At 64.3% G+C, this 13,358-nt stretch carries 12 protein-coding genes; all 12 read right to left on the reverse strand.

Annotation, left to right across the window (positions count from 1 at the left end):
- Positions 1 to 2: 2 nt before the first annotated feature.
- The 12 genes from nirD to biuH all read right to left on the reverse strand — a co-directional run bounded on the left by nirD (position 3) and on the right by biuH (position 13,355).
- On the reverse strand, positions 3 to 332 hold the full coding sequence (gene nirD, locus AC04SG_RS02080; RefSeq protein WP_488549869.1) for a nitrite reductase small subunit NirD: 330 nt from the start codon (positions 330 to 332) through the stop codon (positions 3 to 5).
- A 5-nt stretch (positions 333 to 337) separates the two neighbouring features.
- Positions 338 to 2,788, reverse strand: coding sequence for a nitrite reductase large subunit NirB (gene nirB, locus AC04SG_RS02085; RefSeq protein ID WP_488549725.1), 2,451 nt, complete (start codon positions 2,786 to 2,788; stop codon positions 338 to 340).
- 4 nt (positions 2,789 to 2,792) lie between these two features.
- Positions 2,793 to 3,590: an ABC transporter ATP-binding protein gene (locus AC04SG_RS02090; RefSeq protein WP_488549726.1), complete on the reverse strand. Its 798-nt coding sequence runs from the start codon at positions 3,588 to 3,590 to the stop codon at positions 2,793 to 2,795.
- Between the two features lie 10 nt (positions 3,591 to 3,600).
- Complete coding sequence (ntrB, locus tag AC04SG_RS02095; protein ID WP_488549727.1) at positions 3,601 to 4,491, reverse strand: nitrate ABC transporter permease; 891 nt, start codon at positions 4,489 to 4,491, stop codon at positions 3,601 to 3,603.
- Between the two features lie 37 nt (positions 4,492 to 4,528).
- Entirely contained in the window at positions 4,529 to 5,857 is a 1,329-nt protein-coding gene (locus AC04SG_RS02100) for a CmpA/NrtA family ABC transporter substrate-binding protein (RefSeq protein WP_488549728.1), read from the reverse strand.
- A 336-nt stretch (positions 5,858 to 6,193) separates the two neighbouring features.
- A complete protein-coding gene (locus tag AC04SG_RS02105) occupies positions 6,194 to 7,432 on the reverse strand; it encodes a CmpA/NrtA family ABC transporter substrate-binding protein (protein WP_488549729.1) in 1,239 nt (412 codons plus the stop codon).
- A 2-nt stretch (positions 7,433 to 7,434) separates the two neighbouring features.
- Positions 7,435 to 8,037: an ANTAR domain-containing response regulator gene (locus AC04SG_RS02110; protein ID WP_488549730.1), complete on the reverse strand. Its 603-nt coding sequence runs from the start codon at positions 8,035 to 8,037 to the stop codon at positions 7,435 to 7,437.
- A gap of 266 nt (positions 8,038 to 8,303) precedes the next feature.
- Positions 8,304 to 10,106, reverse strand: coding sequence for an allophanate hydrolase (gene atzF / locus AC04SG_RS02115; RefSeq protein ID WP_488549731.1), 1,803 nt, complete (start codon positions 10,104 to 10,106; stop codon positions 8,304 to 8,306).
- A complete protein-coding gene (locus AC04SG_RS02120) occupies positions 10,103 to 10,453 on the reverse strand; it encodes a cupin domain-containing protein (RefSeq protein ID WP_488549732.1) in 351 nt (116 codons plus the stop codon). Before AC04SG_RS02120 ends, atzF begins: the two co-directional genes overlap by 4 nt.
- Positions 10,446 to 11,114, reverse strand: coding sequence for a cysteine hydrolase family protein (locus AC04SG_RS02125; RefSeq protein WP_192259595.1), 669 nt, complete (start codon positions 11,112 to 11,114; stop codon positions 10,446 to 10,448). The genes AC04SG_RS02120 and AC04SG_RS02125 overlap by 8 nt, the downstream gene beginning before the upstream one ends.
- On the reverse strand, positions 11,114 to 12,643 hold the full coding sequence (locus tag AC04SG_RS02130; RefSeq protein WP_488549733.1) for an ABC transporter ATP-binding protein: 1,530 nt from the start codon (positions 12,641 to 12,643) through the stop codon (positions 11,114 to 11,116). Before AC04SG_RS02130 ends, AC04SG_RS02125 begins: the two co-directional genes overlap by 1 nt.
- Positions 12,644 to 12,653: 10 nt before the next feature.
- On the reverse strand, positions 12,654 to 13,355 hold the full coding sequence (gene biuH / locus AC04SG_RS02135; RefSeq protein ID WP_488549734.1) for a biuret amidohydrolase: 702 nt from the start codon (positions 13,353 to 13,355) through the stop codon (positions 12,654 to 12,656).
- Positions 13,356 to 13,358 lie beyond the last annotated feature (3 nt).

A 13,358-nucleotide genomic window follows, 5' to 3' on the forward strand; every position in this document is an offset into this window, starting at 1 on the left:
ATTCAGGCCGCGCGGCTGGCCAGCGCTTCCAGCGCAATGAACAGATGTTCGCCATCGATGCGCACCGGAATGGTGCGCACCACACCCTCATCGGCGCCGAGCGCCTTGCCCGTCTCCAGCGAGATCACCCAATTGTGCAACGGACAGGTGACCGCGGTGCCATGGACAATGCCTTGGCTCAGCGGTCCGCCTTTGTGCGGGCAGTGGTCGTCGATTGCATAGACCTGATCGTCCTGGGTGCGGAAGACCGCGACCTTGCCTTCCGGCGTGGCGACGCAGCGCGCCCCACGGCGCGGAATGTCCGAGAGCGAGCCAATGGCGATCCAATTCATCATGCTCACTCCGCCGCCTGCGCAAACCCGACCGAAGCCATCGGCCTGAACTCGTGCTTGTCCTTGCCGGAGACGCGCTCCGACCACGGGTCGACCTGGGCGAATTTCTGGCTGAAGACGAAGCGGTCGTAATAGGCTTTGCGCTTGTCGCCATCGTCCATGATCTGGCGCTTGATCTCCGGGATGCCGATGCGCTTGGCCCATTTGTAGATGCGTTCGAGATAGCGGCCCTGCTCGCGATACATCTGCGTCAGCGCCACGATATGTTCGAGCGCCTCGTCTTCTGTCTTCACAAGGCCGAGCACCTCGGTGCCCTTGATGTCGAGGCCGGCCGCGCCGGCAAAATGGATCTCGTAGCCACTATCGACGCAGATCACGCCAACATCCTTGCAGGTTGCCTCGGCGCAGTTCCTCGGGCAGCCCGACACCGCCATCTTGACCTTGGCAGGGGTCCACGAGCCCCACATGAACTTTTCGATGCGGATGCCGAGGCCCGTCGAATCCTGCGTGCCGAAACGGCACCAGTCCGAACCGACGCAGGTCTTCACCGTGCGCAACCCCTTGGCGTAGGCATGGCCGGAGACAAAGCCGGCCTGGCCGAGATCGGCCCACACCGCCGGCAGGTCTTCCTTGCGGATACCGAGCATATCGATGCGCTGGCCGCCGGTGACCTTGACCATGGGGATCTCGAACTTGTCGACGACATCGGCGATGGCGCGGAGTTCCGCGGCGTTTGTCACGCCGCCCCACATGCGCGGCACCACCGAATAGGTGCCGTCCTTCTGGATGTTGGCGTGGACGCGCTCGTTGATGAAACGCGACTGATAGTCGTCGGCATAGTCGTCCGGCCAGTCGCAGACGAGATAGTAGTTGAGCGCCGGCCGGCATTTGGCGCAGCCGCAAGAAGTTGTCCATTCCAGCTCCTGCATGACGGCCGGAATGGTCTTCAGGCTCTTGGCGATGATCAGCCGGCGCACCTCGTCATGGCCGAGCGTGGTGCAGCCGCACATAGGCTGTACTGCTGCCGGGTTGTACTTGTCGCCGATGGTCAGCACCATCAGCTTCTCGACCAGCCCGGTGCAAGAGCCGCAAGAGGCCGACGCCTTGGTGTGGGCGCGCACGTCGTCGAGCGAGGTCAGGGCCTTGGCCGTGATCGCGCCTGTGATCTTGCCCTTGCAAACGCCGTTGCAGCCGCAGATTTCCGCATCATCCGGCAAGGCTGCAACGGCCGCCATAGGGTCCAGCGGGGCACCCCCCTGGTACGACTGGCCGAAGATCAGTGTGTCGCGCATCTCCGATATGTCGGTCTGCTTCTTCTTGAGATCGTTGAACCAGGCCCCGTCCGCCGTCTCGCCATAGAGCACGGTGCCGATGATGCGATCGTCCTTCAGCACCAGGCGCTTGTAGACGCCGGCCGCGGCATCGCGCAGCACGATCTCCTGGCGGTCCTCGCCCTCGGCGAAGTCGCCGAGCGAGAACAGGTCGATGCCGGTGACCTTGAGCTTGGTCGGCGTGTCCATATGGACGAAAGCGGCTGCCTCGTCGCCGGCAAGCTGGCGGGCCGCTACGCGCGCCATCTCGTAGAGCGGCGCTACCAGGCCATAGACCTGTCCGTTGACCTCGGCGCATTCGCCGACTGCGTAGATATCAGGATCGTTGCTGCGCATGCCGGCATCAACGACGATGCCGCGGTTGACGGCGATGCCAGCCTCTTTGGCCAACGCCGAATTCGGCCTGATACCGACGGCCATCACCACCAGCGTCGCCGGAATGACGGTGCCGTCGGCAAGTTCGACCTGCGCGACCTTGCCGTTGCCTGTGATCGCCTTTGTGTTGGCCTTTGTGATAACCTTGATGCCGCGCTGTTCGACGGCGCGCTGCAGGAGATAGCCGGCGGCGGGATCGAGCTGGCGCTCCATCAGCGTCGGCATGACATGCAGCACGGTGACGTCCATGCCTTGGGCGTTGAGACCGGCCGCAGCCTCGAGCCCGAGCAGGCCGCCGCCGATGACCACGGCCTTGGCACGCGACTGTGCGGCGAGCATCATCGCCTGCACGTCGTCTAGGTCGCGATAGGTCAGCACGCCCGGCAGATCATGACCGGGAACCGGAATGATGAACGGCACCGAGCCGGTGGCGATGACGAGCTTGTCGTAAGGCTCGGTGACGCCATGATCGGACGTGACGGTCTTCGCCGTCCGGTCGATCGCGATGATCTTGTGACCCTTGTAGAGGGTGATGTTGTTGGCGATGTACCAGCCGTCGCCGTGGATGATGATTTCCTCATAGGCCTTTTCGCCCGACAGAACCGGCGACAGCATGATGCGGTCGTAGTTCACGCGCGGCTCGGCGTTGAAGATGGTGACGGTGTAGCGACCGGGAGCTTGCTCAAGCAGATGCTCAAGCATGCGCCCTGGGGCCATGCCATTGCCGATGATGACGAGTTTTTCGCTCATGGCGTTACTCCGCGGCTTCGACAAAGCGGTGGCGTTCGTAGAGGAACTTCAGCACCGCCTCGCGGCAGCGCAGGAAGGTGCGGTCCGAAGAGAGTTCGATGCGCCGGCGCGGACGCGCCAGCGGCACCGCAAGCACCTCGCCGATGGTCGCCGCCGGGCCGTTGGTCATCATGACGATACGATCGGACAACAGCACTGCCTCGTCGACATCGTGGGTGATCATGATCGTCGTCGAGCCGAGCCTGGAATGGATGTCCATCACCGCATCCTGCAGATGGGCGCGCGTCAGCGCGTCCAGCGCGCCGAACGGCTCGTCGAGCAGCAGGATCTTCGGTTCCATGGCCAGAGCCCTGGCGATGCCGACGCGCTGCTTCATGCCGCCCGATATTTCGGCTGGCCGCTTGTCCTTGGCATGCGCCATCTGGACGAGATCGAGATTGCCCATGATCCAGTCATGCCTCTCGGCCCTGCTCTTCGAACGTCCGAGGACTTTCGATACCGCCAGGTTGATGTTTTCGTAGACGGTGAGCCACGGCAGCAGCGAATGGTTCTGGAACACCACGGCGCGTTCGGGTCCGGGGCTGTCGACTTCCTTGTCTTCGAGCAGCACGGCACCGGCGGAAACCTTGGTCAGCCCGGCGATCAGGTTGAGCAAGGTCGACTTGCCGCAGCCGGAATGACCGATGACTGAGACGAACTCGCCCTTGTCGATAGTCAGCCTGATGTCCTTCAGCACCTCGCTGACCTGATTGCCGCGGGCAAAGGATTTGTCGATATGATCGAGTTTCAGATAGGCTTTCATCACCCTCTCCTCACTTTGCCGTTGTGCCGCGGGTGACGAAGGCGCCGACCGCCGCGACCAGACGGTCGAGGCAGAAGCCGGTGACGCCGATATAGGCGAGCGCGACGATGATGTCGGGCAGCCGCGACGAGTTCCAGGCATCCCAGATGAAGAAGCCGATGCCGACGCCGCCGGTCAGCATTTCGGCGGCGACGATGGCGAGCCAGGACAGGCCGATTCCGATCCTGAGACCGGTGAAGATGTAGGGGGCCGCGGCCGGCACCATGATCTTGACGAAGAATTCGAACTGGTTGAGCCGCAGGATGCGCGAGACGTTGCGGTAGTCCTCGGGAATGTTGCGCACGCCGACTGCGGTGTTGATGATGATCGGCCAGATCGAGGTGATGAAGATGACGAAGATCGCCGACGGGCTGGAATCGCGGAACGCTGCCAGCGACAGCGGCAACCAGGCCAGCGGCGGCACGGTGCGCAGGATCTGGAACACCGGATCGAGACCGCGCATTGCCCAGATCGACTGGCCGACCAATGCTCCAAGCGCGACGCCGACGACCGCCGCCAGGCCAAAGCCGATGGCGACGCGCTGCAGCGAAATCAGCACCCGCCACGCCAGCCCGATATCTTGCGGACCGTTGTTGAAGAACGGATGGGCGATCAGGTCATAAGCCTCGTTCCAGACCTGGCTCGGCGGCGGCAGGCTGGCGGTGGGCGACGAGCAGGCGATCTGCCAGACGACCAACATAAGGGCGATGACGATCGCTGGCGGCACCAGCGCACTGGCCAGTTTGCCGGCGATCACAATCGGATCAATGCGGCGCCGCGCCTTGGCGGTGAAGGCGATGACCTCCGCCGGCTTCGCGGGGAACGCCTTCACTGTTGTGTCCTCGATAGTCTGAATCGACATGTCTGGGAAAAACTCCTTGGGGCACTGGCGCCGACGATTAGGCGGAGGCCTTGATCTTCAGGCTGTCGAGATAGGCGGACGGGTTGGCAGGATCGAAGACCTTGCCGTCGAAGAAGGTCTCGACGCCGCGCGATGAAGACGCCGGGATGTCGGCCGCCGCAACGCCGAGATCCTTGGCCGCCTCGCGCCACAGATCCTCGCGGTTGACCTGATCGACGAGTGCCTTGATGTCGGTGGTCGGCGCGAATTTTCCCCAACGGATGTTTTCTGCGAGGAACCAGCTGTCGTGGCTCTTGAAGGGATAGGAGACGCCGCCGTTCCAGAATTTCATGTAGAGATCGGTGCCGGAGGCGACGCGGCCATTGCCGTAATTGATGTCGCCCTTGAGGCGGCCGATGATGTCGGCGACAGGGACGTTCATCCATTGCCGCTTGCCGATGATGGCGGCCATCTCGTCCTTGTTCTCCATGGCCTCGCACCATTGCTGCGCTTCCATGACGGCCATCAGGATCGCCTTGGTGGCGTTCGGGTATTTGTCGATGAATTCGGCGCGCAGGCCGAGCGCCTTTTCGGGATGGCCCTTCCACAACTCGCCTGTCGTGGCAGCGGTAAAGCCGACACCCTGATGGACGAGTTGCTCGTTCCACGGTTCGCCGACGCAGAAGACGTCCATGTTGCCGACCTTCATGTTGGCGACCATCTGCGGCGGCGGCACCACGATGGTCGAAACATCCTTGTCGGGATCGATGCCGCCGGCGGCGAGCCAATAGCGCAGCCAGAGGTCATGCGTGCCGCCCGGGAAAGTCATGGCGGCCTTGATTTCCTTGCCGGCCGCCTTCTTGGCGGCGAAGGCGTCCTTCAGCTTGGAGGCATCGAGGCCGACACCGGTGGCGGCATATTCCTGCGCCACCGAAATGCCCTGGCAGTCGTAATTGAGCCGCGCCACGATCGCCATCGGCATCGGCTGGTTGTTCTGCGTCACCTTGCCGGCGTGCATCAGGTAAGGCAGCGGCGTCAGGATGTGGGCGCCGTCGATGCCGTTGGCGTCGCCGCCGAGCATCAGATTGTCACGCGTCGCGCCCCAGGAGGCCTGCTTCAGCACCTCGACATCGGGCATGCCGTATTTGGCGAACAGCCCCTTCTCCTTGGCGATCATCAGCGGTGCCGCATCGGTCAGCGCGATGAAGCCGAGCTTGGCGCCAGTGACTTCCGGAGCAGTCGTGGCGGCATAGGCGCCCGAGGGGAAGAGCTTGCGAGCTGCTATGAACAGACCTGCGGTCATGGCACTGCTGACAAGAAAATCGCGACGCGTCACATCCTTGAGCGACGTGCCTGTGCCGATCCATTGCTTCATCGTCTTCTTCATCGTCGTCTCCGGTTGAACGCGAGGGCGTTGGCCCAAAACAAAAAAGCCACCGTCCAGGCCTCGCGCGTCCGTACATCCGGGATCGCGTTTTGACCTGAGCGGCAGCCTTGCCTGTGGCGCCCGCCATTGGACGCCTGTTCCGTGACCCGCGAAGGGCCTGATCATTACAAAGCAGGAACCGTGCCAGTTTTGGATTGAAGGAAAAACATCAATGAAATCAGTAGTCCGAAGCAATTCCCATTGCGCCGGCGCATAGGCTGGGAGGCCAAAGATTGTTCATTAGAGCAATTGCAACGCACAATTTTTGTGCAATGCACAAGAACGGCGCAGAATTGATCAGGCGGGATGCAGGCCTGATTTTTGACTGGCGACATAGGCGTCGATCTCATCGGGATCGAATATCTGGCCATCGAAGAAGCCGTCCGGGCCGAGCACAAGACTGGCACCCGCCGAACCGACAGGGGTTGCCGCCTTCAGCGCGCCTTCGACCTTGGCATTGGCGCCGGGCAGCGCCACGCCGAGCGGCTTCAACGCCGCGCGGTAGAGGTCGGGCCGGTAGCAATCCCTGGCGATGGCGAGATTTTCCGGCGTGTGCGCGACGTCGCCCCAGCGCACCATCTGCGTGTAGAACCACAGCGCATGGCTCTTCCACGGAAAGTTCGCCGCCTTGTCGAAAGGCACGAAGAAATCCTCGACCGTCCGCTTCGCGCCGCCGCCAAGGTGGAGATGTCCGGTGAGGACAGGCATCTGGATCGCCGATGGCTGGCCCAGGAAGCGAGGCTCCGCCATCAGCGAGGCCAGATCCCCTCGGTTTGCCGCATCCTGACACCAGCGAGCGGAATGATGCAGCGCTCTCAAAAGCGCCGCCAGCGCCTGCGGGTTTTCCTCGGCCCAGGCCTTGCGGGCGCCGATCACCTTCTCCGGGCTGTTCTTCCACAGCAGCGCCTTGACGGTGACGATATGGCCGGTGCCGGCAGCCACCGCGGCGCTGTTCCAGGGCTCTCCGACGCAATAGCCGTCGATACGCCCGGTGGCCAGCGCGTCGGCCATGAAGGGCGGCGGCACGATGACGATCTCGATCTCGCGCTCTGGATCGATACCGCAAGCAGCAAGCCAGTAGCGCAGTTCGTAATTGTGCCCGGAATGCGGGTGCACGACGGCGAAACGCAGCAGCTCTCGTCCCGCTGCCGCCCGCTCGCGGATAAATGCGCCAAGTGCTGCCCCGGCGCGCGCCGGGTCGAGATCCGGCTCGGCGCCATGTGCTGCCATGCCGCCCCAGACGGCGTTGGAGACGGTGACGCAGTTGCCGCCCAGGCCCAATGAGAACGGCACGACGGTGTCGGATGCGAGCGGCGTCAGGCCAAGACTGCAGGCGAGCGGCATCGGCCCCAGCATGTGGGCGACGTCGAAATGGCCAATGGCGATGCGGTCGCGGATGTTGGCCCAGGATGTCTCGCGCTGCAGCTTGAGTTCAACCCCTTCGCGGGCGGCAAAACCCAACTCGCGGGCAGCGACCAACACGGCGCTGTCGAAAAGCGGCATGAAGCCGGCGGTGATCTGGTGCGCAGCAGTCATGCTCATTCGTCCCCCATCGGCCCTAGTAGCCCGGCGGCGGTCACCAGGCTCTGGGCGATGTCGCTGATCTTGCGGTTCTGGTTCATCGCCGTCTTGCGCAGCAGCGCGTAGGCCGCCTCTTCCGTCAGGCCGCGCGACTTCATCAATATGCCCTTGGCGCGATCGATCACCTTGCGGTTCTCGAGCTCACCGCGAACCTCGTCCAATTCGCGCGCCATGCGCGAGAAGGCGTTGAAGCGGCTGACTGCCATGTCGAGGATCGGCTTGACGCGCTCCTGCCTGAGACCGTCGACGACATAGGCCGAGACGCCGGCATCGACTGCTGCTTCGATCGAGGCCTGGTCCGAGCGGTCGACGAACATGGCGATCGGCCGCCTCACCGCGCGCGACAGCTGGAACATGCTTTCCAGCATGTCGCGATTCGGATTTTCGAGGTCGATGACGATGACGTCCGGCTCGATCTCGGCAATGCGGCGTGCGATGCCGATCACGTCATGAATGATAGTGACCCGCTCATGCCCGGCCTCGCGCAAGCCTGCCTCGATGATCGAGGCACGTATGCGGTTTTCGTCGATCACCAGGACGGCGAGTGGGGAGCGGACCATGGCTTCAATATCTCGAAGCGATGGGATTGTGCAATGCGGGATCATCGACCGGTCACAGGCCGATTCCCTGGTGCGTCGAGCTTGCCGCTATACGATCGATCCCATTTATATGAGGAAGGGCACTGACAAGTTTGAAACTTTTCAAAATGGCCGGGAAAATTGCGGGCCAGATACTTTCCGGCTTCGCAACGAAGGTAATCAGAAGTTCAACCTACCTCGGTCGGGGCCCCGGCCCCTCTTGCCTTCGCAAAGTGCGTTGACGAAGTTCAAACGGGAACGCGATCTGACAAAAAGCGGCGCCAGCCGCCGAATGACGAGATGTCGGAAGCGCCGAGCAAGCCCACGGATTCCACCAGAAAGCCTTTGGCGGTGCTGCCGTCATCAAGCTCTATACTGCCAATGCCCAGCGGCGGCGGGATGGCGGCCACAAAGTGGCCGAAAGCGTCGGCAGGCAGCCGCCAGACCTCCACCTCGATCGCAGTGCCGTCATTGCCGACACGGACCAGTCCTGGCTTGGGCGTGGCTTGGCCCGCGAGCTCATAAAGCTTGTATGAAGAGGCCGTCCTCATCGCCCGGCAGAACCGGGCACCAGCCTCCCTGAGCTGGCCATTGAGCGGCATTCCCGAGAGGTGAGCGCCGACCACCACCAATTCGATCGTGCCGTCTTCGGCCGATGCGCCGACAGGCTGCGCGCCCGGCTGCCGCCAGCCAGTCGCGCCGAGGGTGAGGCCGCTCGCGGCATGGAGATCGCGCGCGACGGACGCCACAAGGCCATCCAGCCCGGCGGCCGCAAGCAGCGTCACACTCATCGGCAGGCCGTCATCGCGCGTGCAGGTCGGTACGGCAATGCCGCACATATCGAGCAGGTTGACGAAATTGGTGTAGGTGCCGAGCCGGCTGTTGGTCTCGACCGGATCGGCAACCACGCCGGCAGTGGTGTAATGCGTCGGCGCGGTCGGCGCGCAGAACAGGTCGACCGAGGCGATGACCGGGGCAAGCTTCGCCTTGTAGGCCTGCAAGGCATAGAGGCCGCGAAAGGCGTCCGCCGCCGACAGACTTCTGGCGCCGCCGATGATCTTGCGCGTCACCGGATGCATGGCGGCTTCGTTGGCGTCCATGAAATCGCGGATCGCGGCGTAGCGTTCGGCCACCCAGGCGCCCTCGTAGAGGAGGTTGGCGGTGGCGTAGAAATCGCCGAAGGGAATCTCGACCAGCCGGCAGCCGAGCCGCGACAGCATGGCAAGCGAGGCCTCGAAGCCATCCTGCATCGCCGCATCGCCGAAGAATTTCAGGTCGGCTTTTGCCGGGATGCCGACGTTCAGCACCGGCGGGCGGGCGGCGAGCGGCTGGACGGCGATGTCGCGCGAATAGGGATCGGCCGCATCGCGCGCGGCTGCGACCGCGAACACCCGATAGGCGTCGTCGACGGTCAGCGCGAACACCGAGACGCAGTCGAGCGTGCGGCAGGCCGGCACGACGCCGGCCGTCGACAGCGCACCGACGGTCGGCTTCAGCCCGACGATGTTGTTGAGGCCGGCCGGGATGCGGCCGGAGCCGGCCGTGTCGGTGCCGAGCGCGAAGGAGACGATGCCGCGCGCCGTCGCCACCGCCGACCCCGAGGAGGAGCCGCCCGGCACCAGCTCCGCGTCGATGGCGTTGCGCGGGATCGGCCAGGGCGTGCGCACGCCGACGAGGCCGGTGGCGAACTGGTCGAGATTGGTCTTGCCGACGACCAGCGCGCCGGCGGCCCTGAGCCGCGCCACTACGGTGGCGTCACTGTCGGGCCAGTAGGTGTATTCGGCGCAGGCCGCCGTCGTCGGCATGCCGGCGACGTCGATGTTGTCCTTGACGGCGAAGGGAATGCCCCAGAGCGGTTTTCCCAGCGGGTCGAACGGGCCGAGCGCTTCGGCCGCCGCAAGCAGATCCGCCCGGGCGGCGAGATGGATGAAGATGCCCGGATCGTCAGCCGTCTCGATGCGGGCATAAATCGTCGCGATCACATCGCCAACGCTGACGCCGTCTCGATAGGCCGCGTGCAGGCTCGCTATGTCGAAGTGGATGTCGCTCATCTCGCCTCCCCCAGAATGATCACCGGCAGGTCCCACTGGATCAGCACGACGCAGCCGTCCTTCGTCCACACCGAATGCTCGGTCCCGACCGGATTGAGGATCACGCTGCCGGCAGGATAGTCACCGTTCTCGTCGCTCTGGATGCCTTCCAGCACGACGATGGTCTCCAGCCCGACATGGCGGTGGCGTGGCACGCCGGCGCCAGGCTGGTAGCTGAGGATGGCGACCGAGGGTTCGACCGGTCCGCCCTTGAGCAGCCAGTGCACGCCGATGCCGTCGCGGAAGGGCTCGAACGCCAGATCGCGCCAGCCGCCGTCGAGCAGGCCGGCAAAGGCAAGATTAGGCATTGGCAATTCCCTCGAGCACCTGGTCGGTCGTTGCCGTCCAGCCGACGATGGCGCCCTGCGCCCTGATCATGGCGATTGCCGCCGCCTTGAACTCGGGAAAATAACTTTCCGTCGCGTCCTCGGCGAGCAGGCACTCATAGCCGCGATCGTTGGCCTCGCGCATCGTCGTCTGCACGCAAACTTCGGTCGTCACGCCGGCAAAGACGAGTTGGCGGGCGCCGATCCACTTGAGGTCGTTGCCGAGGCTGGTCGCATAGAAGGCGCCCTTGCCGGGCTTCTCGATGACGATCTCGCCGGGCAAGGGCGCAAGCTCGTCGAGGATCGCGGTGCCGGGTTCGCCCGCGATCAGTAGACGTCCCATCGGGCCCATATCGCCGATGCGGATCGACGGATTGCCGCGGTCGCGCTTGGCCGGCGGCAGGTCCGAAAGGTCGGGCCTATGGCACTCCATGGTGTGGATTACCGGCAGGCCGGCGGCGCGAAAGCCTTCGATCAGCCGCTTCACTGTCGGCACGATCGCGGTCACGCGGCCGACGTCGTTGCCGAGACTGGCGCCGAAGCCGCCGGGCTCGGCGAAGTCTCGCTGCATGTCGATGACCACCAGCGCCATGGTCTGCCGCTTGAAGGTGAAGGAAAACGGCAGCGCATCGATTTCCGCCATCAGTGATGTCCCGCCATGTGTTCGCCGATGGTCTGCACGCTGGCCTGCGCAATCGGCGTCTCATAGACCAGCGCGCCGTCCGACATGACGAAGATGCGGTCGGACAGTTCGAGCAGTTCGTCGAGGTCTTCCGACATCAGAAGCACGGCGGCACCCGCATTGCGCGCTTTCATGATGCGGGCGCGGATTTCGGCCACCGCCGAGAAGTCGAGGCCGAAGCACGGGTTGGAGACGATCAGCAGATCGACCTCGCCGGTGAGTTCGCGGGCAAGCACGGCGCGCTGCACATTGCCGCCCGACAGCGAAGCGATTGGCGAGGCAAGCGAGGCGGTCTTGACCTTGAACTGCTCGACCAGCCTGGCGCTGAATGCCTTGATGGCGCCGGCGCTGATCCAGCTCACCGGCTTGCCGTTGCTGTCGATGTCGAAGGTGCGGAAGGAGATGTTCTCGGCCACCGTCATCTTCGGCGCGCAGGCGTTTTTCAGCGGCTCTTCCGGGATGAGCCGGACGTTGAGCGCACGCGCCTCGGCGCGCGTCGCCGCATAGGCGGTACCGCGCACCATGACTTCGCCGGCATCGCGGGGGCGCTGCCCGGCCAGCACTTCGAGGAATTCCTTCTGGCCGTTGCCGGAAATGCCGGCGATGCCGACGATCTCGCCGGAGCGCACGCCGAGATCCTCGATCCGGATCGACTTCAGCCCGGTGCGGTCAGGCGCCTTCAGCGCCTTGACCTTGAGCACGATCTCGGCGTCCAGCCTGGGCTCGGCGCGGCTGTCGAGCGCGGCGATCGGCTGGTCGCCGATCATCATCGCCGCCATGGCTTTGCGGTCTAGGTCGACGACGCGGCCGGTGCCGGTCAGCCTGCCCTTGCGCAGCACGCTGACGTCGTCGGCGAACGCCGTCACCTCGTGGAATTTGTGCGAGATCATCAGCACGGTGAGGTCGCCGGCTTTTGTCATGTCGCGCACAAGGCCCAGCACTTCCTGCGCCTCGCCGGGGGTGAGCACGGAGGTCGGCTCGTCCAGCACCAGGAAGGAGCGGCCAAGATAGAGCTGCTTGATGATCTCCAGCTTCTGCTTCTCGCCGGCCGCCAGTTCGGCCACCTTGACGTCGAGCGGCAGCTTGAACGGCATGCGATCCATGAACACGGCAAGGTCGCCGCGCTCCTTGCGCCAGTCGATCACGCCGGGAACCTTCTCGCGCGAAATGACCAGGTTTTCGGCGCCGGTCAGCGACGGGACAAGCGTAAAATGCTGGTAGACCATGCCGAGGCCGAGCGCCGATGCGTCCCTGGGGCTGGCGATCGCCACCTCGTGGCCGTCGACCAGAATGTCGCCGGCGGTCGGGTGATAGAAACCCATCATGCATTTGACCAGCGTCGACTTGCCGGCGCCGTTTTCGCCGAGCAGGGCGTGGAAAGAGCCGGCCGGCACCTTGATCGAGACATCGCCCAGCGCCGTGAAGGCGCCGAAGCGCATGGTCATGCCGATGGTCTCGACGCCGACGGCCTTGCCGGTGATCGCGCTCATCCTGATTTCCTCACGGCAGTTGGGCGACGAAGGACGCCGCGTTCGACACCGCGCCGAAGACGCCGCCCTGCATCTTGATCATCTTGATCGCGGCGAGATGATTGCCGTAGTCGGTCGCCCCGCAACAATCCTCCAGCATGACGCATTCGAAGCCGCGGTCGTTGGCCTCGCGCATGGTGGTGTGGACGCAGACATCGGTGGTGATGCCGGTGAGCACGATGTTTTCGATGCCGCGCTGGTTGAGGATCAGTTCCAGGTCGGTGGCGCAGAACGAGCCCTTGCCCGGCTTGTCGATGATCGGCTCGCCCTCGATCGGGTAAAGGTCGGGAATGATGTCCCAACCCGGCTCGCCGCGCACCAGGATGCGCCCGCAGGGGCCAAGGTCGCCAATGCCGGCATTGATGCGGCGCGAGCGCCAGCGCTTGTTGGCGGGCAGGTCGGCGAGGTCGGGCCGGTGGCCCTCGCGGGTGTGGATGATGGTGTAACCTTTCGCGCGCATGGCCGACAGCACCGACTTGATCGGCTCGATCGGCGCGCGCACCAGCGAGAGGTCGTAGCCCATATGGTCGACATAGCCGCCCGGTCCGCAGAAATCGGTCTGCATGTCGATGATGATCAACGCCGTGTTGTCGGGGCGAAGTTCGCCATTGTAGGGCCATGGATAGGGATCCGCGTCGATGTAGCGCTGGGTGATCTCGGCTCTGGCGTTCATGGC

Source organism: Mesorhizobium sp. CNPSo 4684 (genome assembly GCF_057784315.1).

What these genes read in the sequence shown, in the direction of transcription:
- nirD (WP_488549869.1), bottom strand. Translation starts at nt 332, where the DNA reads ATGAATTGGATCGCCATTGGCTCGCTCTCGGACATTCCGCGCCGTGGG.
- nirB (WP_488549725.1), bottom strand. Translation starts at nt 2,788, where the DNA reads ATGAGCGAAAAACTCGTCATCATCGGCAATGGCATGGCCCCAGGGCGC.
- AC04SG_RS02090 (WP_488549726.1), bottom strand. Translation starts at nt 3,590, where the DNA reads ATGAAAGCCTATCTGAAACTCGATCATATCGACAAATCCTTTGCCCGC.
- ntrB (WP_488549727.1), bottom strand. Translation starts at nt 4,491, where the DNA reads ATGTCGATTCAGACTATCGAGGACACAACAGTGAAGGCGTTCCCCGCG.
- AC04SG_RS02100 (WP_488549728.1), bottom strand. Translation starts at nt 5,857, where the DNA reads ATGAAGAAGACGATGAAGCAATGGATCGGCACAGGCACGTCGCTCAAG.
- AC04SG_RS02105 (WP_488549729.1), bottom strand. Translation starts at nt 7,432, where the DNA reads ATGACTGCTGCGCACCAGATCACCGCCGGCTTCATGCCGCTTTTCGAC.
- AC04SG_RS02110 (WP_488549730.1), bottom strand. Translation starts at nt 8,037, where the DNA reads ATGGTCCGCTCCCCACTCGCCGTCCTGGTGATCGACGAAAACCGCATA.
- atzF (WP_488549731.1), bottom strand. Translation starts at nt 10,106, where the DNA reads ATGAGCGACATCCACTTCGACATAGCGAGCCTGCACGCGGCCTATCGA.
- AC04SG_RS02120 (WP_488549732.1), bottom strand. Translation starts at nt 10,453, where the DNA reads ATGCCTAATCTTGCCTTTGCCGGCCTGCTCGACGGCGGCTGGCGCGAT.
- AC04SG_RS02125 (WP_192259595.1), bottom strand. Translation starts at nt 11,114, where the DNA reads ATGGCGGAAATCGATGCGCTGCCGTTTTCCTTCACCTTCAAGCGGCAG.
- AC04SG_RS02130 (WP_488549733.1), bottom strand. Translation starts at nt 12,643, where the DNA reads ATGAGCGCGATCACCGGCAAGGCCGTCGGCGTCGAGACCATCGGCATG.
- biuH (WP_488549734.1), bottom strand. Translation starts at nt 13,355, where the DNA reads ATGAACGCCAGAGCCGAGATCACCCAGCGCTACATCGACGCGGATCCC.